Genomic DNA, 21757 nt, shown 5'->3' on the forward strand with positions numbered 1-21757 from the left:
AACTAGTTGTTGAATATTTCATCATTAACAAAAGGTGCCATGGCTAAAATAATGGCTTGGGTATAAATACTTTCACGGGTTGCTAACCCTTTGGTAAGTAATCCTATAGCACCACCTTTTTGCTTGATGTTATCGGTATTAAATAGTCTGTCCATGACATGTCCTAACTCCTCACCTTGCTCAAGAGCTTGAAACACCTTTAAAGGCAATGGCAGTAAAGCGCTACGACCGACAGATAGCTGCTGATTATGGAGGATCGCCATATAAGCAAAAGTTGCAGGGCCGTGATCAAAACAATCCACGCCGCCTTCCATTGCAATATAAAAGTCAGCAGTTTGCTGTGACTGGCAATACTCGGCGCGATTAATGGCGCCCAGTTTTGTTTCTGCTTCGGTCATTGGCTGATCAGCCACTAACGATGGGGCATGAATGCCCTCACAAATGATATTGCAATCAGGAAAGTATTGGCTGAAAGCGTGTTTTGCTGCACTCACTTTTACAGGATTTTTTGAGCCGACAAGGATCGTTAATGGTTTCATGGTGATTTCTTTTTTAGCTTGAGTAGGTTCAGACGTTGTTTTTGTCTCAGTGAGTTATTTTTAATAGCGCCATAGGCTACACTGATGCACATTGAATATATTACCCGATTTATATAGAGAGTCATCATGGCAAAGAAGTTTTATGTGGTGTGGGCAGGGCGAGAGACTGGTATTTTTACCAGCTGGGATTACACCAAGAAGCTAGTGGACAAATTCCCGCAAGCAAAATATAAATCTTTCCCAACTGAAGCTGCTGCTAAAGCGGCATTTGCGGGGACTGCCTCAAGTAGCATTGGCAAGAGCGCTACTAAATCAACCTCTTCATCAGGCAGCAAGAAATCGACAAGTAGTAGTGGTATTGAGTCAATCAAAACCAAAAATGTGGATCTGAGTACTCACGATATTATCGTCTTTACTGATGGTGGCTGCGAACCAAACCCTGGCAAAGCAGGATCTGGTATGGCGGTTTACCATAAAGGTGAAATCAGTGAACTTTGGTATGGCTTATTTAATCCTAATGGCACCAATAATAGCGCAGAGTTAAATGCCTTATATCAAGCGTTATTAGTGGCTGAAAAAGCGGTAAAAGCCAAACAAACTGCCAAAATCATGAGCGATTCACAGTATTCGATTAACTGCATTACCAATTGGGCTTATGGTTGGAAAACCAAAGGTTGGAAGCGCAAAGTGGCTGGAGATATTGCTAACTTGGAAGTGATTCAACAAGCTCATGAATTATACGATGCAATGAAAGATAAGCTGGATATCGCTCATGTTGCAGCTCATATTGGTATTGAGGGCAATGAACTCGCTGATCGCATGTCTATTTATGCTATTGATCAAAAGACTGTTGAATTTGCCCGTTACGATAAACCGATCGATCTACAAGCTATTTTAGCCCTTCGAACCGGCTAACCCTACCTCCTGTACAAATGTCCCTATTTAGTGATTGTTCAAGATAAAGTGGTAGTTGTATTAACACCTGATATTACCACTTCAAATCCACTCATATTAGGTACTGTCGGTTTATTAGGTGTTGCTTTATTAGTTTAATTGTTAATCGAATTGTTTAACTCTGTTAATCATTTTAACCACTCATCGTACCAGTTGCGTGCGCCGCTCTCAAATTGATTGGATTTATTAAAAGTCGGAATTAAAAATGATCTAGATCATATTTCACTATTTAGAATTCTATATTCTTCGCTGTGAAATTAGTTACCTCATTTAAGGTCATTTTTATGCAAAGAGATTCAATCAGTGCGCAGGATGTTGCAATTTCAGCTCAAGAAGAGCAAACCTCAGTAAAAGGCTGGTCACGTCAAGATACCACTTGGATGCTTAGTTTATTCGGTACTGCTGTTGGTGCAGGTATTTTGTTTTTACCTATCAATGCAGGTATGGGTGGATTTTGGCCGTTAGTATTAATGGCAATCATCATTGGCCCTATGACTTATCTTGCTCACCGTGGTCTATCTCGCTTTGTTTGTTCTTCTAAAAATCCTGGTAGTGACATCACTCAAGTGGTTGAAGAGCATTTTGGCGTTAGTGCGGGTAAAGCAATCACAGTTCTATATTTCTTTGCTATTTTCCCTATTGTGCTTATTTATGGTGTTGGTATTACTAACACGGTAGACAGCTTCATTGTTAACCAACTTGGTTTTGCTTCACCTCCACGTATTCTTTTATCTGCGGTTCTTATTATTGGCATGATGTCAGTAATGGTAGCGGGTGAAAAATTCATGTTGAAAGTGACTCAATTCTTGGTTTACCCATTAGTAGCAATCCTTGCTTTTATGTCTTTCTATTTAATTCCAGATTGGAAGATGGATGCATTGCAAGTGGTTCCTTCAACGGGTGAATTCTTAGGTACTGTATGGTTAACTATTCCGGTATTAGTGTTCGCATTTAACCATTCTCCTGCTATTTCACAGTTCTCTGTGTCACTTAAACGTGAACATGGCAACAATGCTGCTAAAAAAGCGGACGTGATTTTACGTAATACATCGATGATGCTGGTTGGCTTCGTTATGTTATTCGTTTTCTCTTGTGTATTGTCTTTAAGCCCTGCGCAACTTGCTGAAGCAAAAAGTGAAAATTTAGCGATTTTATCTTACTTAGCCAACGTACATTCAAGCGGCTTTGTGAGCTACTTCGGTCCTATCATTGCATTCATTGCGATTATCTCTTCTTTCTTTGGCCACTACTTAGGTGCGACTGAAGGCTTGAAAGGCATGATCACTAAGCAATTACGTAGCAGCAATAAAGAAGTCTCTGATGCTAAATTGAACAAGTTCATCCTAGCCTTCATGTTCTTCAGTATCTGGATTGTCGCGGTAATTAACCCAAGCATCCTAGGTATGATTGAAGCCTTAGGCGGTCCAATTATCGCTGCTATTCTTTACCTTATGCCTATGTACGCTGTACATAAAGTGCCTGCTTTAAAAGCTTACCGTGGTCGTATCAGCAATGTGTTTGTTGTGATTGCTGGTTTACTGGCCATGACAGCAATTCTATTCGGTTTAATGAGCTAATCGCTCGTATTCGTCGATAAAGTTAAACCACTCACTCAAGTGAGTGGTGATTCGAGGAGTGCAGTGCGTGCTCCTCTTTTTCTTGTTTTTAGCTTTGTTGTTTTGAGCAGTAAAGCATTGAGGTTTATTTATGTTTAGTGCATTTGAAATCTTTAAGATTGGTATTGGTCCTTCTAGTTCTCATACCGTTGGGCCTATGAAAGCGGCAAATTGTTTTATTAATGATTTAATCGAGCAAGGTCAACTAACACAAATCACTAAGTTTACCGTCGATGTATACGGTTCACTGTCTTTGACTGGTAAAGGTCACCATACTGATATTGCGATTATTATGGGCCTTGCTGGTAACGAGCCTGAAACGGTTGAAATCGACAGTATTGAACCTTTTATTGCTCAGGTTGAGAAAACTCAGGAAATTATAATTGGTGATGCGATTCATCACGTTGATTTTCCACATGATGCGCTTATTTTCCATAGCGATACGTTACCTTTGCATGAAAACGGTATGAAATTACACGCTTGGATTGGTGACAAATGTGTTTATAGCAACACTTATTACTCTATCGGCGGTGGCTTCATCGTTGAAGAAAGTGAGTTTAACCAAAGCCATGTAAATGGTGTTGAAGTGCCTTATCACTTTAATTTTGCAGACGAATTAGTCGCTCATTGTAAAGACTCGGGTTTAAGCATTAGCGGCTTGATGAAGCAAAATGAGTTATGCTTTCGCAGTGAAGAAGATATGTATTCTGGCTTCAGTTTAGTCTGGAAAACAATGCAAAATGCCATTGATAAAGGCTGTAATACTGAAGGTGTTTTAGCTGGCCCGCTAAAGGTATCTCGCCGTGCTCCTGCTTTACACCGTGAATTGATGCGCAGTGAAAAACTCAGTAATGATCCGATGGAAATAATTGACTGGGTTAACTTATTTGCGTTAGCTGTGAGTGAAGAAAATGCAGCTGGTGGTCGTGTAGTGACATCGCCTACCAATGGCGCTGCAGGGATCATTCCAGCTGTGCTAGCTTACTACAATAAGTTCATTCAAAAAGTGGGTCCAAAAGAATGTAGCCGCTTCTTTTTAGCTGCAGCTGCGGTGGGTTCGCTTTATAAACGTAATGCATCGATTTCGGGCGCCGAGGTGGGTTGTCAGGGGGAAGTTGGCGTGGCGTGTTCAATGGCGGCTGCAGGCTTAGCTGAGCTTATGGGCGGCTCACCTGCGCAAGTGTGTATGGCGGCAGAAATTGGCATGGAGCACAACTTAGGTTTAACGTGCGATCCTGTTGCAGGCCAAGTTCAGGTACCGTGTATCGAGCGTAATGCAATTGCGTCAGTTAAAGCGATTAACTCATCTCGTATGGCGCTACGCCGTAATTCAGAGCCACGGGTTAGTTTAGATAAAGTGATTGCGACTATGTACGAAACAGGAAAGGACATGCACTCTAAATACCGTGAAACGAGCCAAGGTGGGTTAGCAATTAAGGTCACTAATTTGTGTGCATAAACGTGCGCTAATTAATCTACTTAGTGTTGTAAACAATAAAAAGGCTTTCAAATGAAAGCCTTTTTTGTTTTTTATTTGCCACGCTATTTAGTATTAAGCGTTACTCTTTTGTGCCCTCAGCAAGCTCTTCGTACATCAGGTAGTGGCTTTGCTCCATCCCTAATGATTCATAGGTTTTTTGAGCACGTAAATTATCGTGTTCAACATACAATCTAAAACTTGCCGCGCCGCCAATATCGACAGCCATTGATTTTACCGTTTGATAAAGTTTGGCATATATCCCTTGGCGACGATTTTGCGGGCGAATATACACACTTTGTATCCAGCAGTAGTTTGTTGCTCGCCAATCACTCCATTCAAGTGTGACCATTAATGAACCTGCAATTTCACCCTCTATTTCGGCCACTAAATAGAAGCCTTTTTCAGGACTGTTAAGCATAGTGCTTACGCCTTTGGTGAGCAGTTCATTGTCTAAAGACAAGCTTTCTGTCTCCATTGCCATGGCTTGATTGAATTCAACTAATGCTGGTAAATCTGATAGTTGGCCTTTTCTTATTTTCATTGTGGCTCCTTGAGGCGAAAAATAAATAAATTTTCACCACATTTTTATTCGACTAAAGTCTAAGCTGCTATGCTTAATATTCATCTTGTATGGTTTGAGAGAATGCTATGAATAAATCAAAATATCAATTCAGAGTATACCGTTACTTTGCTCGCTCTAATCGCATTGGTTGCGCTGCGAGCAAGCCTATACAGGTGTCACATCCTACTACAGCCTCCGCTAATGCACAGCCTGCAATTAATCATGTGTTGCACTTTATTTTGACCTTATTCACTTTTGGATTATGGGCGATGGTGTGGTGGTGGCTAATTTTAAAGTCTCGTGGTGAGCACAAAAATCTATTTGCTGGATTTGATGATGATTATTGGAGCTATTTGATTGAAAGGGAGAGACCGCCAGCAGCGTTATATCCTACAAAAGTTGGAAAAGGCAAGGTTGAGTATATTTTTGAGGCCTAATGTAATTTATTCACTACTAGACCTGCGTAAGATGATATAGATCATCCAATCAATCATGATTGTCGTGCTAGTATGCCGCGCCGATTTTATTGATTATTGCCATCTTCTAATTTAATAAGCCGTTCGGCAGCGAATTACGCACTACTTATTTACTCAATCAGCAAGGTTTACATCATGTCAAAACATGCTCCGTCTTTTCCACGTCGAGTTTGGTCGCGTTGGATGTCAGTTCCGTTATGGTTACAAATCCTTATTGGGATGGTGCTAGGTATTATCGCCGGGGTCAGCCTAGGTGAAGATGCGAGTTACCTTAAGCCTATTGGTACCTTGTTTGTTAACACCATTAAAATGTTAATTGTGCCACTCGTGTTTTGTTCTTTAATTGTGGGTGTGACTTCAATGCAAGACACGGCCAAAATGGGGCGAATTGGCTTTAAGTCATTTGCGTTCTATTTAGGTACAACGTCTATCGCAATTAGTATTGGTTTGCTAGTCGGTAATATCATGATGCCGGGCGCTGGTCTTGGCTTACAGAGCAGCGAAATTATAAATGAAGTGAAAGAAGTGCCGACATTAATGGACACTTTGATCAATATCGTGCCGACTAATCCTGTTGCAGCTCTAGCAAGTGGTCAAATTTTACAAGTGATTGTGTTTGCTGTCGCACTGGGTATTTCATTGGTGTTAATTGGTGATCACGGTAAACCTGCTATTCGCGTATTTGAAAGCTTAGCTGAAGCGATGTTTAAACTGACTGACTTAGTGATGAAGCTAGCACCTTATGGTGTATTTGGTTTGATGGCATGGGTTGCTGGTGAGTATGGACTCGACATGTTATTGCCATTGATTAAGGTCATTGTGGCAGTCTACGTTGGTTGTGCATTACATATCTTAGGTTTCTACAGCTTAGTGTTAAGTGTATTTGGTAAACTTAATCCACTGCAGTTCTTCAAAGGCATCGGTAATGCAATGGCGGTGGCATTTACCACTTCTAGCTCTGCGGGTACCTTACCTGCGAGTATGAAATGTGCCAGTGAAAACTTAGGTATCAACAAGAAAATATCAAGTTTTGTACTGCCACTGGGTACGACCATCAACATGGATGGCACTGCGCTTTATCAAGGTGTAACGGCGTTATTCGTCGCTCAAGCTTTTGGTATCGATTTAACATGGGTTGATTACATCACCATTATATTAACCGCTACACTTGCGTCTATTGGTACTGCTGGCGTACCTGGTGCAGGCCTTGTGATGTTAACGTTAGTATTAACCACAGTTGGTTTACCGTTAGAAGGTGTGGCAATTATTGCTGGTATTGACCGTGTGCTAGATATGGCACGTACCGTGGTTAACGTATCAGGTGATTTAGTGGCAACGACGATTATTGCTCGTTCAGAAGATGAATTAGATGTTGAACACTACAATGCTGACATGGAGCAATCAGCGATTATTGCTCAACATGCTGAAGTTGATTTAGCTCAAAAGGTTGAAGACAACATCAAAACAAGCAGTTAACCTGGTAAAGTTACGTACTAAACGCATAAAAAAGAGTGAAGCCATGGCTTCACTCTTTTTTTTACTCGTTTTTACGATTGTTAACTATTTAAATCAATGAAGGCACTTATTCATCGAGTTGGCTTAATACCAGTAGATTAGCGCCAGCATCTGATTTTAATAATAGCTTGCCAGATTTTGAACGCTTAATATTAGTCACCATTGGCATAGCCTTCATAATACGTTGCTCTTGCTGCATAAGCATATCGACACAAGCCATCATACTTGAACCAGCAGGTGACAGAGTTAATTGATTTTCATTTTGCTGATATTCACCAAAAAATTGGTTGCAGCTGTTATTGCCAGACAACTTGCCATCAGCGGCAAAGGTAATTTGAGCAGGACTGTGATTAATGACAGCTTCAGATAAAGCTGATTCTACATACCAATTACCGATTAGATTAATTTCTTCAGCCGGATGGCTGTTGCTTTGACAAGCACTAAGACCGAAAATAACCACACAAGCGGTGAAAATGGGTTTTATCATGATGGACTAATTCCAATGGGGACGCTATTTCCGATAGTATATACTGTGTTTTGGGGTTATTTTCATCCTGAAGTAGAATTAATCTAATATTTGTCACTCACACCATGCATTGTGCTGTTTTTGAACTTATTCGATGTTCAGATGGCAAACTGAAATCCTTTAAATCAATTTTTTTTAGCGAAAGAGTCTCACATGAGTAAATTTTTTAAAGTTCTGCATATGTTTGGTTTGTTGTGTGTTGGTATTGGTGCAGGATTATATTTACTCACTGATGTCGCTAATGAAATAAGTGGGATGTTGATAATCGCCAGTTTAATAGGTGTAGGTTTACTCATTATGGCGCCTTATCCTGTAGCGCTCGTTTTTGACTGGGCGCAAAAACAGCATACCAATCAAAATAATAAGGCTAATGAACATGAAAAAAGTGACGAACACAATAAATGAGCATTAAATACCGTTTAGCCACAGAGGTTGATGCCGTAAATATTGCAGATCTAGAGCTGCAATACATGAATGATGAATTGTCTTCTTCTGCCGATACAATGTCTGGCCAGTGTTTTTCTAAAGTACAAATCAGCGAGCTAATAAAACAAGGCTGGATAATGTTAGCTGAATTAAACACTGATACTGCTTCAGCAGGAGTTAGCGTTAAATCGATTATTGGTTACGTGATCGCAGGGCCTTGGTCTTGGTTTCAAGCTTGGGGTATTTATGCGCAGGTATTACGAAAACTCAGTGATGTCGAAATAGGTTTTAGCCGGGTGACATCGCAAAATAGCTGCCAATATGGTCCGATTTGGATCCATCCATCCCATCGAGGGCAAGGGATTTTTGAGCAGTTAGTAAAAGGTATTCAACGTAAAGCTGCGATGAAATACAGTTTTATGGTCACATTTATCGCAGAAGATAATGCGATTTCTTTTGCTGCCCATACTAAAAAATCAGCAATGGAAGTGGTGGACTATTTTAGCTTTCAACAACGTGATTATTATTTGTTGGTCATGAAGAACTAATTAACTTTTAGCAGCAAACAGCACTAAATAATCAAATGAAATGTATTTAATGGTGAGTAGTAATCATATGGAACAAAACCAGCAAGATAATCAGCAGCAGTTTGAGCAAATATTTCAGCCTTACTTACATTTAAGGTTAGGGGCGTTTGAGAACTTAAAAATTGTCGTTGGGGTACTGGGATCATTGGATAAAAGCTATTCAGCATATGAGCTCGAACTAAGTACTGATAGTAATTCGAAATCAAGATTTTTTTATATCGTCGACACTGAGTTGGGTGTTATCGATTGCGGTCGCACCAATGGTTATGAAGAAGCAATAACTTTACTAGATGAAGATAAAACAGTTGAGTTGTCAGCGGCTAAGACCGTCAATGTGCCAGTGCTTAGCTTGCAGCAAATTTCGTTTATGTGCGTAGAAACATCTCATTTTGATCACTGTTAATTCAGGCTTGTTATTCGGTGGCTTTCTTCATCAGTATTAGAGGCCTTTCCAGACTATGGTATTTATCAAACTGTTGTAGTACATCATTATCAACCAAATTATTTTGACTAATGCTTTTGATTTGATGAAAGCCATAAGCTTGATAAAAACTCTCTAACTCTGGAATCGCGAAAACGTAACTGCGTGTTTTCAGCAGTTTAGGACGAATAAAGTTCATTAACTGGTGAGCTAACCCTTTTCCTCTCGCATGCTTTGCGACAACAAGCCCTGTGATTAACTGGCTCTTTCCTATTGTTTTTAATCTAATAGCAGCCGTTATCTTGGCTTGCTCATTAAGTAACTTTTCATTAATTACACTCGTTTGTTGCAAGTCGGAGTCAGAGAGTACCTTTATCGAACCTAACTGAATCGAATCAGGCTGATGGTTTGACTGCCCCAACTGAGTGGCTAAGCTTATGAGTGCTATTTGATCATTAATATTGGGTTTAGAATAAGGTAAATGTTGACGATAAAACAGCTTTAGCTCAGACCACTTCCTTTGATCGCTAGATATCTGGCCATTCTTCGTGTCACTCTTTAAGTTAAGTTTTGAAGGATAAAACCACTTTGCAGTGTGCATTATTTGTCCTTAATTAATGTTGAAGATATACCTTTAATGTCATTAACCTCCATAGTAACAAATCACGACTTGGAAGGTTTTCAATTAAGCAGCGAGGTTGAAAATACAGACAAGCTGACTTTAAAAAGAGGCAAAAGTATCGCTTATTTGTGATTATTTGCGTATTAATGGTGGTGGTTTTGAGGGATATTTATACAAAATTTAATAAAAATGACTGATAAATTATGTTAATAGCTTGTTTCATCTAGACTTGGTTTATTTAGACTTGTTTGAAGATTTATTGGGTGATAGCTTAGTAAGTAACTTATTTAATTTATTATTTCCGCCAAATCACCCGTGTTTGGAAATAGTGAGTTATTGTTTAAAACAGCTAGAGATTGAAATGGAATTTTTGCCGCAGGCGTTAACAGCGCAACAGGTTTATAAATTATTAATTGGTGGTGTAAGTCCAAGACCTATTGCTTGGGTTTCAACGATATCAAAAAGTGGGGTGAGTAACTTAGCACCATTTTCATTCTTTACGGTTGCAAGTGCTAACCCCCCAGTGTTGTGCTTTAACCCAATGAGCACAGATAAAGGATTAGAAAAAGATACCTTGACTAATATTCGTGAACAGCAAGAGTTTGTGATCAATAGTGTGAGTTATCAAGACTTAGCGGTGATGAATCAAACTTGCCATCAATTACCTGCCGATGAAGATGAGTTTGAATATGCGAGTGTTGAAAAGCTGGCATCATCAATTGTGGCTCCTCATAGAGTCAAACAAGCTTTAGTTAGTTTTGAATGTCGGTTAAATCAGATAGTTGATTTAGGCCAAGAACCTATGTCTGGGCATCTTGTACTGGGGGATGTGGTAGCAATTCATGTACGTGATGATGCAGTCACCGACTTTAAAATAGACAGTGAAAAGTTAGATGCCATCGGCAGAATGGCTGGCAATGACTATAGTTTAACTAGGCAGAAGGTCCAGCTAAATCGATAGTCGATTATTAAGCACTGCTTGCTCATTGGAGTGAGCTTTGGAAAGTGACCGAGTCAATGAAGGATCATCTAGGTCACTATTTTAAAGATAGTTGAGCATTAATTACAGGGAGAGATAATGCCAATTTTAAGAGTAGATCCAAACCAAACAAAATTTGCTAATCAGCAACGTGATGTCACCAAAGGAATAGTGGTGGGCATGGTTGTTTCCTTTGCAGTCGTCATTTATGGCGCGTTAGCTAATCCATTTGAATTTAGTGAACCACAGTCCTTAATTGAAAGGTTGATTATTTATGCCTATGGCATGCTTTTGCCTACGTTAAGTTTGATTATTGCTGTTGCCCGAGTAGCTAAACATCGTTTTTTTAACTCTGAAGATATTGATGGACGCAGTTTTAATAAAGAGTCGGAGCGGGTAAGGCGTTTACAAAACGTGCTGCAAAATACCTTAGAGCAATTTTGTATTGTAATGAGTGTTTACTTTTTATGGGCTTTTATCATGCCAGCTGATTACATGTCGTTAATTGCGTTGATTTCAGTTTTATTCTTTATTGGCCGAATTTTGTTTATGCGAGGATACGATAAAGGCGCAGGAGCAAGATCGATTGGTTTCAGTTTAACGTTTTACCCATCAGTGTTAACTGTGGGGGCGATTATTATTTACCTATTCTATCGAGTCTTAGTTTAATTCTTATGAGTTGAGTGAGATAAACTCGCTTTTTAAAGGTACAAAAAAACCGTCAATTGACGGTTTTTTTATTTCTAAGACGTTGAGCTTAATTGTCGATAAGTTTTAAAACTTATAGACCCGCATCAGCGCGTAAGATTTCAGCTTTGTCAGTCGCTTCCCAAGGGAACTCATTACGACCGAAGTGACCATATGCCGCAGTACTTTGATAGATAGGACGTGCAAGGTCTAGCATTGCAGTTAAGCCGTATGGACGAAGCTCAAAGTGCTGACGCACAAGCTTAATCAGTACATCTTCAGACACTTTACCAGTACCGAAGGTTTCGATGCTGATTGAAGTTGGTTCTGCAACGCCAATGGCATAAGACACTTGGATTTCACAGCGCTCAGCAAGGCCAGCTGCTACGATGTTTTTAGCAACGTAACGTGCAGCATATGCAGCACTACGGTCAACTTTCGATGGGTCTTTACCTGAGAAAGCACCACCACCGTGACGAGCCATACCACCGTATGTATCTACGATGATTTTACGACCGGTTAAACCACAATCGCCTACTGGTCCGCCGATAACGAAACGACCTGTTGGATTGATAAAGTACTTAGTGTCTTTGTTTAACCACTGAGATGGTAAAACAGGCTTAATGATAGTTTCCATTACGCCTTCAATTAAGTCTTCTTGGGTCACATCTTCACGATGTTGTGTTGATAACACGATGGCATCAATACCCTTGATTTTACCGTTCTCATAGGCAAAAGTGACTTGGCTTTTTGCATCTGGACGTAACCACGGTAATGTACCGTCTTTACGAACTTCAGATTGACGCTTCACTAATTTGTGAGCGTACGTAATTGGTGCAGGCATTAATACGTCGGTTTCGTTACTTGCGTAACCGAACATTAACCCTTGGTCACCAGCGCCTTGCTCTGCTGGGTCGCTACGGTCAACACCTTGGTTAATGTCTGGAGACTGTTTACCAATGGCATTTAAAATCGCACAAGAATCAGCATCAAAACCCATATCTGAATGAGTGTAACCAATTTCACGTACTGTCTTACGTGTGATTTCTTCGATATCAACCCAAGCTGAAGTTGTGACTTCACCGCCGACTAAAACCATACCGGTCTTAACGTAAGTTTCACAAGCAACACGTGCTTTAGGGTCTTGCTCTAAAATTGCGTCTAATACCGCATCAGAAATCTGATCGGCGATTTTATCTGGATGACCTTCTGAGACGGACTCAGAGGTGAACAAGTGGTTTGCCATAGTTGGTAAATCTCGTCTTTTGGAATTTGAACGTGTAGAAGCATCTACATCTAGACGTCTATAATAATTCAAATCAGGTTGGATAACACCCCTTAGAACTAATATAAGTTAATAATTGTGCAATCATTCAAAGATTTAGAAAAATTGAAAATGACCTGTTTCAGATTTTTAATAAATTAATCTTATGAATTTTATGCTAATTATTCTATTTATAGCGTAACGATCAAGGGCTTTAAGGTTAAAAATAAAACAATAACTTTAGTCGATGTTTATCACTTTGTTGGTTTTTTTATTGCCCATTGGCAATAAATATTCACGCATTGTTATTACGGAATATTACCGTTTGGGATCAATATCAGCGATATAAAGTAATTAGTTGATAGAAAAAGCTATATAAATTTTATCGGTAATATGGTGTCAGTCTGCCTAAATAATCGCTTTGTTTAGCTTGGATTAGTCTGTTAGACGTAAAAAATGGTTAATAGATCTAATAAAAATTTGCGTCACACCGCCTAGTAGGGGAAAATATGCCCCACAATTGCCCGCTAGACCTCATATAACAAGCAGGAGAGAGCATGTCATCTCGTAAAGAACTCGCTAACGCAATCCGTGCATTAACCATGGATGCTGTTCAAAAAGCCAATTCTGGCCACCCAGGTGCACCAATGGGGATGGCTGACATCGCTGAAGTGCTATGGAATGACTTCCTTAAGCACAACCCAAACAACCCTGAGTGGGTTGATCGTGACCGTTTTGTTTTATCAAATGGCCATGGTTCAATGCTTATCTACTCTTTACTGCATTTAACAGGTTATGCATTACCTATTGAAGAGTTGAAGAACTTCCGCCAGCTTCACTCAAAAACCCCTGGTCATCCTGAATATGGTTACACACCAGGTGTTGAAACAACCACTGGACCGTTAGGCGCTGGTATCAGTAACGCTGTAGGTATGGCGATTGCTGAAAAGACCTTAGCTGCACAATTCAACCAACCAGGTCACGACATTGTTGATCACTTCACTTACTGTTTCTTAGGTGATGGTTGTTTGATGGAAGGTATCTCTCATGAAGCATGTTCATTAGCGGGTACACTTGGCCTTGGTAAGCTTGTGGCTTTCTGGGATGACAATGGTATTTCTATTGATGGTCATGTTGAAGGTTGGTTTACAGACGATACGCCTAAGCGTTTTGAGTCTTACGGCTGGCATGTAATTGCTAACGTAGATGGTCATGATAGCGATGCTATTCGCGCGGCAATCGAAGAAGCTAAGTCTGTAACAGACAAGCCAACAATGATTTGTTGTAAAACCACGATTGGTTTTGGTTCGCCAAACAAATCAGGTAGCCATGATTGTCACGGTGCTCCACTTGGTGATGCTGAAATTGCTGCTGCACGTGAATTCCTTGGTTGGGATCACGCTGCATTTGAAATTCCTGAAACCGTTTATGAAGGTTGGGATGCTAAAGATTCTGGCGCTTCAAACGAAGCTAGCTGGAACGAAAAATTCGCAGCTTATACAGCAGCGTTCCCAGAGCTAGCCGCAGAATACAAACGTCGTGTTATCACTGGCGAGCTTCCTGCTGAATTTGAAGAGAAAGCGAACGCTTTCATTCAAGAGTGTCAAGATAAAGCTGAAGGTATCGCAAGTCGTAAAGCTTCACAAAATGCGATTGGTTTCTTCGGTGAAATGCTACCTGAGTTATTAGGCGGCAGTGCCGATTTAGCCGGTTCTAACTTAACGCTTTGGTCTGGTTCAAAAGGTATTCAAGACGACCCTGCGGGTAACTACATCTTCTACGGTGTACGTGAATTCGGTATGAGCGGCATTATGAATGGTGCTTCGCTACATGGTGGTTTCATTAACTACGGCGCAACCTTCATGATGTTTATGGAGTACGCACGTAACGCAGTACGTATGTCTGCGCTAATGGGCATTCAAAACGTATTCGTTTATACCCATGACTCAATTGGTCAAGGTGAAGATGGTCCTACTCACCAACCAGTAGAGCAACTTGCTAACTTACGTATGACGCCAAACATGACGGTATGGCGTCCATGTGATGCTGCTGAAACAGCCGTATCTTGGAAGTCTGCAATTGAAAACCGTAAAGCACCAACGTCGCTTGTATTTAGCCGTCAAGGATTAAAAGCACAAGCACGTAACGCTGAGCAATTAGCTAACGTCGCTAAAGGTGGTTACGTACTGTCTGATTGTGAAGGTACTGCTGATGTGATTCTGATTGCAACAGGTTCAGAAGTGCAACTTGCACTTGATTCTGCTGCTGCCTTAACTGAAAAAGGCCAGAAAGTTCGCGTAGTATCTATGCCTTCTACTAACGTATTCGATAAGCAAGATGCAGCTTATAAAGAGTCTGTATTACCTGCTTCTGTTACTAAGCGTGTTGCAATTGAAGCCGCTCATGTTGATTACTGGTACAAATACGTTGGCTTTAACGGTGCAGTTGTTGGTATGTCTACCTTTGGTGAGTCAGCGCCAGGCGGAGACTTATTGAAGCACTTCGGCTTTACCGTTGAAAATGTGGTTAACACAGTAAACTCACTGGTTTAACCCAAATACAGTTAAATAATAAGGGTAAACTTTTATCCTTTAAGTCTGTATAATGACGGCCTGCAAACACTTGCAGGCCGTTTTTTTATCTGCTTTTTACTGAGTACTGTTAAGAGGAAGCTTAACCCTCAATGATCCGAGTCGCTATTAATGGCTATGGCCGTATAGGCCGTTCTATCCTTCGTGCATTATACGAGTCGGGTAAACGTCAAGAAATCCAGATCGTGGCAATTAATGAACTTGCCAAACCTGCCGCAATCAGTCATCTCACGCAATATGACACGACTCATGGCCGTTTCCAAAATACAGTAAAGTTAAAAGACGACCAGCTAGTTATCGGTGATGATGTTATTCAATTATTCCATCAGCCTGATGCCAGTTTATTACCTTGGTCTGATCTTGATATTGATATTGTTTATGAATGCAGTGGTAGCTTAGGCGATCGGGCTGAATGCGAAGCGCATATCAAAGCCGGCGCCAAGCAAGTTCTCATTAGTCACCCATCTTCAGCTGATGTGGATGCGACTATTGTATTTGGTGTGAATGATAATTTGCTTAAAGCCGAGCATACAGTGGTATCAAATGCGTCATGCACCACCAACTGTATTGTGCCTGTCATTGATGTGCTAGATAATCATTTTGGTGTTAAAAGTGGTGCAATCACCACCATTCATTCTTCAATGAACGATCAACAAGTGATTGATGCTTATCATGATGACTTACGTCGTACCCGTGCTGCGGGGCAATCAATCATTCCAGTGGATACTAAATTGGCGCGGGGTATTGAGAGAATATTGCCGCACATGAAAGATAAATTTGAAGCGATTTCAGTGCGCGTTCCGACCATTAATGTCACCGCAATTGACTTATCGGTGACCTTAAATGAGCGTGTTGATATTGAGAAAATAAATAATGTTTTAGAGCTTGCGGCCAGCGGGTTATTTAATGCAGTGTTAGGCTATACTGATGCACCATTAGTGTCGTGTGATTTTAACCACGACCCACGTTCCAGTATTGTTGATGGTACCCAAACTCGTGTGAGTGATGGCCACTTGGTCAAGTTATTGCTTTGGTGTGATAACGAGTGGGGATTTGCCAATCGAATGCTAGATACCAGTTTAGCTATGATCCTCGCTAAGAATACTGAACACTAATTTTACTGCTATTGAGCGCTTTATCTAATTTGGGTAAAGCGCTCATTAGCAAAAGCAGTTTTGTTTTTAAATTAAAAGGAAAGTCTCAATGGCTATTATCAATATGATTGACTTGGATTTAACTAATAAGCGCGTGCTTATTCGTGAAGATCTAAATGTACCAGTGAGTGATGGTGTAGTGACCAGTGATGCACGTTTGCGCGCTTCTCTACCTACGATTAAGTTAGCACTTGAGAAAGGTGCAGCTGTAATGGTGATGTCACATTTAGGTCGCCCAACTGAAGGAGAGTTCAATGCTGAGTTCTCAATGCAGCCAGTAGTTAACTATTTAAATGAAGCTCTTGATTGCCCTGTGACGCTAGCGTCTGATTACCTTGATGGCGTCGATGCTAAAGTCGGTGAAGTAGTCGTATTTGAAAACGTACGTTTTAACCTTGGTGAGAAGAAGAACGATGAAGCTTTAGCTAAAAAATTAGCTGCACTTTGTGATGTTTATGTAATGGATGCATTTGGTACAGCGCATCGCGCACAAGCATCGACTCATGGCGTTGGACTTCACGCATCAGTAGCTTGTGCAGGCCCACTTCTAGCGGGTGAATTATCTGCTCTGGGTAAAGCATTAGATAACCCGGCACGTCCAATGGTTGCCATTGTTGGTGGCTCAAAAGTCTCAACTAAGCTAACTGTACTTGAAAGCTTATCAACTAAAGTAGACCAGCTAGTTGTTGGTGGTGGTATTGCCAATACATTCGTCGCGGCAGCGGGTCATCAAGTAGGTAAATCTTTATTTGAAGCTGACTTAGTCGATGAAGCTAAGCGTTTAGTGGCTAATGCTCAAAGTCGCGGCGGTGATATCCCTGTGCCAACTGATGTTGTAGTCGCTGGCGAGTTTAGCCCAACCGCTGCAGCAACATTAAAATCTGTTAGCAATGTATCAGATACCGATATGATTTTTGATATTGGCCCTGATAGCGCAGAAGCTTTAGCTAAAATCATCGAAGCTGCTGGTACGGTTGTTTGGAACGGACCTGTTGGCGTATTTGAATTTGATCAATTCGGCGAAGGCACTAAACGTATAGCTCAAGCGATTGCTGACTCAAATGCATTCTCAATTGCTGGTGGTGGCGATACGTTAGCGGCTGTAGATAAGTATGATATCGCTGATAAGGTTTCTTATATTTCTACTGGTGGTGGTGCTTTCCTTGAATTTCTTGAAGGCAAAGAGCTACCTGCAGTTGCAATGTTAGAAAAGCGCGGCGCGTAATTAGAAAAAATTTAAAAGGTTAAGTTGAATATGCAGCCTGACAGTTTATCAAAGAGTAAACGTCATGCTGTCAACTTAACCGAGCAAGATTTCTATTTAGAAAAATATAATTATTAGAAAAAAACCGCCCATGTTTTTCAATGAATTGTTGGTTATCGTCAGATAAATAGCAATGCAGTGAGTAATATAGGGTATAAAAATCAATCCAAAGCGATAGCGACCTAGGTGAGACATCACCCTATTTTTGGAGTAAAAAATGGCCTTAATATCTCTACGTCAAATGTTAGACCATGCTGCAGAACACAACTACGGTGTTCCAGCATTCAACGTAAACAACCTTGAGCAAATGCGTGCAATTATGCAAGCAGCTGAAGCGACTGACAGCCCTGTCATTGTTCAGGCTTCAGCGGGTGCGCGTAAGTATGCTCGTCCTCAGTTCCTTAAGTACTTGATGGCTGCAGCTCTTGAGCAATACCCAGATATTCCAGTATGTATTCACCAAGACCATGGTACTGATCCTGATATTTGTCAGCGTTCTATCCAGTTAGGTATGTCTTCAGTAATGATGGACGGTTCTTTGATGGCTGATGGTAAAACACCAGCATCATACGAATATAACGTTGATGTGACTCGTCGCACAGTGGCATTTGCACACGCTTGTGGTGTATCAGTTGAAGGTGAAATCGGTTGTTTAGGTAGCTTAGAAACAGGCGAAGCTGGCGAAGAAGATGGTATTGGCGCAGCTGGTATCTTAACAATGGATCAAATGCTAACAACACCAGAAGAAGCAGCACGTTTTGTTGCTGATACTCATGTTGATGCACTTGCCATTGCAATTGGTACTAGCCATGGTGCTTACAAGTTTAGCCGTAAACCGACCGGTGACGTATTACGTATTGACCGTATCAAAGAGATCCACGCACGTATTCCTAACACTCACTTAGTGATGCACGGTTCTTCTTCAGTACCACAAGAGTGGTTAGAAGTGATTAACCAATACGGCGGCGAAATCCCTGAAACTTACGGTGTGCCGTTAGAAGAGATTGTTGAAGGTATTAAGCACGGTGTTCGTAAAGTTAACATCGATACTGATTTACGTTTAGCATCAACAGGTGCAGTGCGTAAGTTCCTTGCTGAAAACCCATCAGAATTTGATCCACGTAAATTCTTAAAGGCGTCAATGGAAGCAATGGCTGACATTTGTACGACTCGTTATGAAGCATTTGGTTGTGCTGGCATGGGTTCTAAAATTAAGCCTAAGTCTCTACAAGCAATGTACAAAGCTTATCAATCAGGTGAACTAAACCCACAAATCAACTAATAGTTGGTTTGTAGTTACATGAAGTTTACTCACTTTATAATACGTAACTAATTGATTAATAAAGCTTCATAAAAACCAGCGACCATCGCTGGTTTTTTTATGCATAATCTTGAATGAAACAGCTTGTATCAAAGCGTTTTATAGCGCATTATCCCCGCCCTTAAAAATGGAATGAAGCCAAAACCTATGGCGTAAATGATCAATGAACTGTCATTTATGCTTGTTATCCTTGTAATGGAATATGCTCACCTTTAACCATTATTGAAGTGTCAAAATGCATGTAAAACCCAACGCACCACTATCGCTATTTGCGTTAACTTGGCCATTATTCTTCGACTTCGCGCTGCACTTTCTAACAGCAGCATTAAATACCTTAATGATCAGCCGCGTCTCTTATCAAGGTGTCGCAGCATTGTCTGTCGGCAATATGGTGTTCGAATTATCAATTACCTTATTCAGCTTCGTCAGTATTGGTGCCAGCGTGGTCATAACCCAATACTTAGGCGCTAAAAATAGAGCAACAGCAAGTGATGTAGTCTACTCATCCATCGGCTTTAATTTAATGGTGGGTGTAGCCGCAGCATTGGGTGTATTTATGGGGGCAGGGCTTATATTGCACCTGATGAATCTTCCAGTAGATTTAATTCCTGACGCTAAACTGTATTTACAAATTGTGGGGATTTGTTTGATCCCAGAAGCCATGGCTATGTGTTTAGCAGCTGGTATGCGCGCTCATGGTTTTACCCAGCAAGCTATGTGGGTGACGCTGCTGATGAATGTAATTACTTTTGGCGGCAATTTATTACTGCTTTACGGCTGGTTTGGTATTCCGCAAATGGGCGTTGCTGGCGTGGCAATAAGTACCGTCGTTGGCCGTTTAGTGGGTATGTCGTTAATGGCGTATTTATTTGTTAAGTACACCAAAACTCCACTTAAAATATCCGAAATCATTAAACCTAAAAAGCATCTGCTAGCCAAAGTCTTTCATATTGGTTTGCCTGCGGCAGGTGAGAATATCTCTTGGATGCTGCAATTTATGGTAGTGACGGCTTTTGTCGGCTTGATGGGAGAGAAAGCACTGGCAGCCCAGGCTTTGTACTTTCAAATTTGCATGTTCATTTTATTGTTTGGCTTATCTATTGGGATCGGTAACGAAATCATGATTGGTCACATGATAGGGGCTAAACAGTATAAATCGGCAGAAACCCAAATGTATCGCGCTCTAAAAATTGGTTTAGTACTGACTACTGCGGTAGCTGCATTGGCTGCATTACTTGGTGAAAACCTCGTAGCTTTTTTCACTGATGACCAAGATATTCTGGCAATGGTCGGGCAGCTATTTTTACTGACCTTATTCATGGAACCAGGAAGAACGTTTAACCTCATTGTCATTAATGCACTTCGTGCTAGTGGCGATGCAAGATTTCCCTTTATAGCGGGTATCTTCTCAATGTGGTGCATAGCGGTGCCTTTAGCCTATTTTTTCGGAATTTACCTTGATATGGGCCTAGTTGGAATCTGGTGCGCCCTTGCTATTGATGAGTGGACTCGTGGATTAATCATGTTGTGGCGTTGGCGTAGCGGTCGTTGGCAGTCAAAAAGCTTAGTACTGGCGTAAACACAGTATTTGCCTACATTAAGCATTAAAAAAGCAGTAGTTTTTTCATTTTTGATACCAAAGTGTTAGTATGCGGTTCAATTTCTGGGGTGAATTTAGATTATTTGTAAATAAAGGATTTAATGACATGAAAAAACTGCTACTTGCTGGAGCTGTAACGCTTGCCATGCCATTTGCTGCCAATGCTGGCGCTGACTTTGTAGAGGGTGATAAGACTTTTGCTGGTGAAGCGGAGTTAGGTGCAACGTTAACAACAGGTAACACTGATACTTCTTCACTAAAAGCACGTCTAGGCCTTAAGCAAGAACTAGGTAACTGGGAAAATGCATATTTACTAGAAGGCTTATATAAAGAAGATTCTGGTGAAAACACTGCTAAGCGATACTATGCAGGTATTCAAGGTGACTATAAGTTCGATGAAAAGAACTATATGTATATTACTGGTAACTATGAAGTTGATCCGTTCACAGGTTATGATTACAAAGCAATCGCTTCTGCGGGTTACGGTCATAAGTTCATTGATACTGGGCGCACCTTTTTAAGTGCTGAAATCGGTCCTGGTTATATTTATAAAAAGCTTGATGATGAACAGACTGCACTCCTTGGTTATGATACTGAAGACAGTGTGGTTGCTCACGGTGCGCTAAACTTTTCTTATGAAATTACAGAGAGCTCAAAATTCACTCAATTGTTTGTCGCTGATTACGGTGATAGCTTAGAGGGACGCTCTGAAACGGCACTTACGGCTAATATTATCGGCGCACTAGCAATGAAATTTGCTGTTATTGTTCGTTATAATAGTGACCCACTAGAAGACAAGAAAAGTACTGATACAGAAACCAATATGACATTACTATACGCATTCTAATTACTTAAGTTAGCTAGCTTATACGTTTATCAGCCGAGTATGACTCGGCTTTTTTGTGCCTTCTTTTTTATTTTACTCCATTGGTGTGAACGAAAGTTAACCTCTTGGCAACGCTTATATTATTTGTTACGAGTGTTACATTTCTGCAGGTGGAATATTCGTATATTGGAGCTTGCATTTACAGTCATGGTTGGATAGGTCTGTATGTTAGTTCGTTTTTTGTTCTACTAACGTACTGATATAATCGCTGCAATTGTTAAGGTTGTTAACACTTGTATCTTTAGGTTTAGATTTATTAAAGATCAGGTTCGAAATTACGAGGTCTA

21 protein-coding genes are annotated in these 21757 nt (G+C 40.6%); 16 read left to right on the forward strand and 5 right to left on the reverse strand.

What is annotated here, in order from left to right; genetic code table 11:
- Positions 1–2: 2 nt before the first annotated feature.
- Positions 3–545: an inosine/xanthosine triphosphatase gene (gene yjjX, locus K5Q58_RS10650; RefSeq protein ID WP_374758496.1), complete on the reverse strand. Its 543-nt coding sequence runs from the start codon at positions 543–545 to the stop codon at positions 3–5.
- Between the two features lie 120 nt (positions 546–665).
- On the opposite strand from yjjX, the gene K5Q58_RS10655 reads away from it, so the two are divergent.
- From K5Q58_RS10655 to K5Q58_RS10665, 3 genes are all read left to right on the forward strand, one after another.
- The gene (locus K5Q58_RS10655) at positions 666–1454 is read left to right on the forward strand and encodes a ribonuclease H family protein (RefSeq protein WP_220753911.1); all 789 of its coding nucleotides are present in this window, start codon (positions 666–668) and stop codon (positions 1452–1454) included.
- Between the two features lie 323 nt (positions 1455–1777).
- Entirely contained in the window at positions 1778–3070 is a 1293-nt protein-coding gene (locus tag K5Q58_RS10660; RefSeq protein ID WP_220753912.1) for a serine/threonine transporter, read from the forward strand.
- 130 nt (positions 3071–3200) lie between these two features.
- Complete coding sequence (locus K5Q58_RS10665; RefSeq protein WP_220753913.1) at positions 3201–4568, forward strand: L-serine ammonia-lyase; 1368 nt, start codon at positions 3201–3203, stop codon at positions 4566–4568.
- A 100-nt stretch (positions 4569–4668) separates the two neighbouring features.
- Here the strand turns inward: K5Q58_RS10665 and K5Q58_RS10670 are convergent, their stop codons facing one another.
- Entirely contained in the window at positions 4669–5130 is a 462-nt protein-coding gene (locus tag K5Q58_RS10670) for a GNAT family N-acetyltransferase (RefSeq protein WP_220753914.1), read from the reverse strand.
- Positions 5131–5237: 107 nt separating this feature from the next.
- On the opposite strand from K5Q58_RS10670, the gene K5Q58_RS10675 reads away from it, so the two are divergent.
- Positions 5238–5588: a hypothetical protein gene (locus K5Q58_RS10675; protein WP_259651316.1), complete on the forward strand. Its 351-nt coding sequence runs from the start codon at positions 5238–5240 to the stop codon at positions 5586–5588.
- 174 nt (positions 5589–5762) lie between these two features.
- Positions 5763–7103 (forward strand): dicarboxylate/amino acid:cation symporter, encoded by a 1341-nt coding sequence (locus tag K5Q58_RS10680; RefSeq protein ID WP_220753915.1) that lies wholly within the window; start codon positions 5763–5765, stop codon positions 7101–7103.
- 106 nt (positions 7104–7209) lie between these two features.
- On the opposite strand, the gene K5Q58_RS10685 is transcribed toward K5Q58_RS10680, so the two are convergent.
- The gene (locus tag K5Q58_RS10685) at positions 7210–7629 is read right to left on the reverse strand and encodes an META domain-containing protein (protein ID WP_220753916.1); all 420 of its coding nucleotides are present in this window, start codon (positions 7627–7629) and stop codon (positions 7210–7212) included.
- A 192-nt stretch (positions 7630–7821) separates the two neighbouring features.
- Between K5Q58_RS10685 and K5Q58_RS10690 the strand changes: the two genes are divergently transcribed.
- The 3 genes from K5Q58_RS10690 (at position 7822) to K5Q58_RS10700 (ending at position 9084) form a co-directional block, all read left to right on the forward strand.
- Entirely contained in the window at positions 7822–8073 is a 252-nt protein-coding gene (locus K5Q58_RS10690; protein WP_220753917.1) for a hypothetical protein, read from the forward strand.
- Positions 8070–8642, forward strand: coding sequence for a GNAT family N-acetyltransferase (locus K5Q58_RS10695; protein ID WP_220753918.1), 573 nt, complete (start codon positions 8070–8072; stop codon positions 8640–8642). The genes K5Q58_RS10690 and K5Q58_RS10695 overlap by 4 nt, the downstream gene beginning before the upstream one ends.
- Positions 8643–8709: 67 nt before the next feature.
- Positions 8710–9084: a hypothetical protein gene (locus tag K5Q58_RS10700; RefSeq protein WP_220753919.1), complete on the forward strand. Its 375-nt coding sequence runs from the start codon at positions 8710–8712 to the stop codon at positions 9082–9084.
- 10 nt (positions 9085–9094) lie between these two features.
- On the opposite strand, the gene K5Q58_RS10705 is transcribed toward K5Q58_RS10700, so the two are convergent.
- The gene (locus K5Q58_RS10705) at positions 9095–9703 is read right to left on the reverse strand and encodes a GNAT family N-acetyltransferase (protein ID WP_220753920.1); all 609 of its coding nucleotides are present in this window, start codon (positions 9701–9703) and stop codon (positions 9095–9097) included.
- A 382-nt stretch (positions 9704–10085) separates the two neighbouring features.
- On the opposite strand from K5Q58_RS10705, the gene K5Q58_RS10710 reads away from it, so the two are divergent.
- Positions 10086–10685 carry a flavin reductase family protein gene (locus tag K5Q58_RS10710; RefSeq protein WP_220753921.1) on the forward strand — a complete coding sequence of 200 codons (600 nt, stop codon included), beginning with the start codon at positions 10086–10088 and terminating at the stop codon, positions 10683–10685.
- 117 nt (positions 10686–10802) lie between these two features.
- Positions 10803–11372: an MAPEG family protein gene (locus K5Q58_RS10715; RefSeq protein WP_220753922.1), complete on the forward strand. Its 570-nt coding sequence runs from the start codon at positions 10803–10805 to the stop codon at positions 11370–11372.
- Positions 11373–11484: 112 nt separating this feature from the next.
- On the opposite strand, the gene metK is transcribed toward K5Q58_RS10715, so the two are convergent.
- Complete coding sequence (metK, locus tag K5Q58_RS10720; protein WP_220753923.1) at positions 11485–12636, reverse strand: methionine adenosyltransferase; 1152 nt, start codon at positions 12634–12636, stop codon at positions 11485–11487.
- Between the two features lie 575 nt (positions 12637–13211).
- Between metK and tkt the strand changes: the two genes are divergently transcribed.
- The 6 genes from tkt (at position 13212) to K5Q58_RS10750 (ending at position 21431) form a co-directional block, all read left to right on the forward strand.
- A complete protein-coding gene (gene tkt / locus K5Q58_RS10725; protein ID WP_220753924.1) occupies positions 13212–15206 on the forward strand; it encodes a transketolase in 1995 nt (664 codons plus the stop codon).
- Positions 15207–15337: 131 nt separating this feature from the next.
- Positions 15338–16360, forward strand: coding sequence for an erythrose-4-phosphate dehydrogenase (gene epd / locus K5Q58_RS10730; protein WP_220753925.1), 1023 nt, complete (start codon positions 15338–15340; stop codon positions 16358–16360).
- 88 nt (positions 16361–16448) lie between these two features.
- Positions 16449–17624: a phosphoglycerate kinase gene (locus K5Q58_RS10735; RefSeq protein ID WP_220753926.1), complete on the forward strand. Its 1176-nt coding sequence runs from the start codon at positions 16449–16451 to the stop codon at positions 17622–17624.
- A 256-nt stretch (positions 17625–17880) separates the two neighbouring features.
- On the forward strand, positions 17881–18945 hold the full coding sequence (gene fba / locus K5Q58_RS10740; protein WP_220753927.1) for a class II fructose-bisphosphate aldolase: 1065 nt from the start codon (positions 17881–17883) through the stop codon (positions 18943–18945).
- 274 nt (positions 18946–19219) lie between these two features.
- Positions 19220–20563 (forward strand): MATE family efflux transporter, encoded by a 1344-nt coding sequence (locus K5Q58_RS10745; protein WP_220753928.1) that lies wholly within the window; start codon positions 19220–19222, stop codon positions 20561–20563.
- Between the two features lie 127 nt (positions 20564–20690).
- The gene (locus K5Q58_RS10750) at positions 20691–21431 is read left to right on the forward strand and encodes a YdiY family protein (RefSeq protein WP_220753929.1); all 741 of its coding nucleotides are present in this window, start codon (positions 20691–20693) and stop codon (positions 21429–21431) included.
- The last annotated feature ends 326 nt before the right edge of the window (positions 21432–21757 follow it).

It is taken from the genome of Shewanella sp. KT0246 (assembly GCF_019654955.1).
GTDB classification, from domain to species: Bacteria; Pseudomonadota; Gammaproteobacteria; order Enterobacterales; family Shewanellaceae; genus Shewanella; species Shewanella goraebulensis.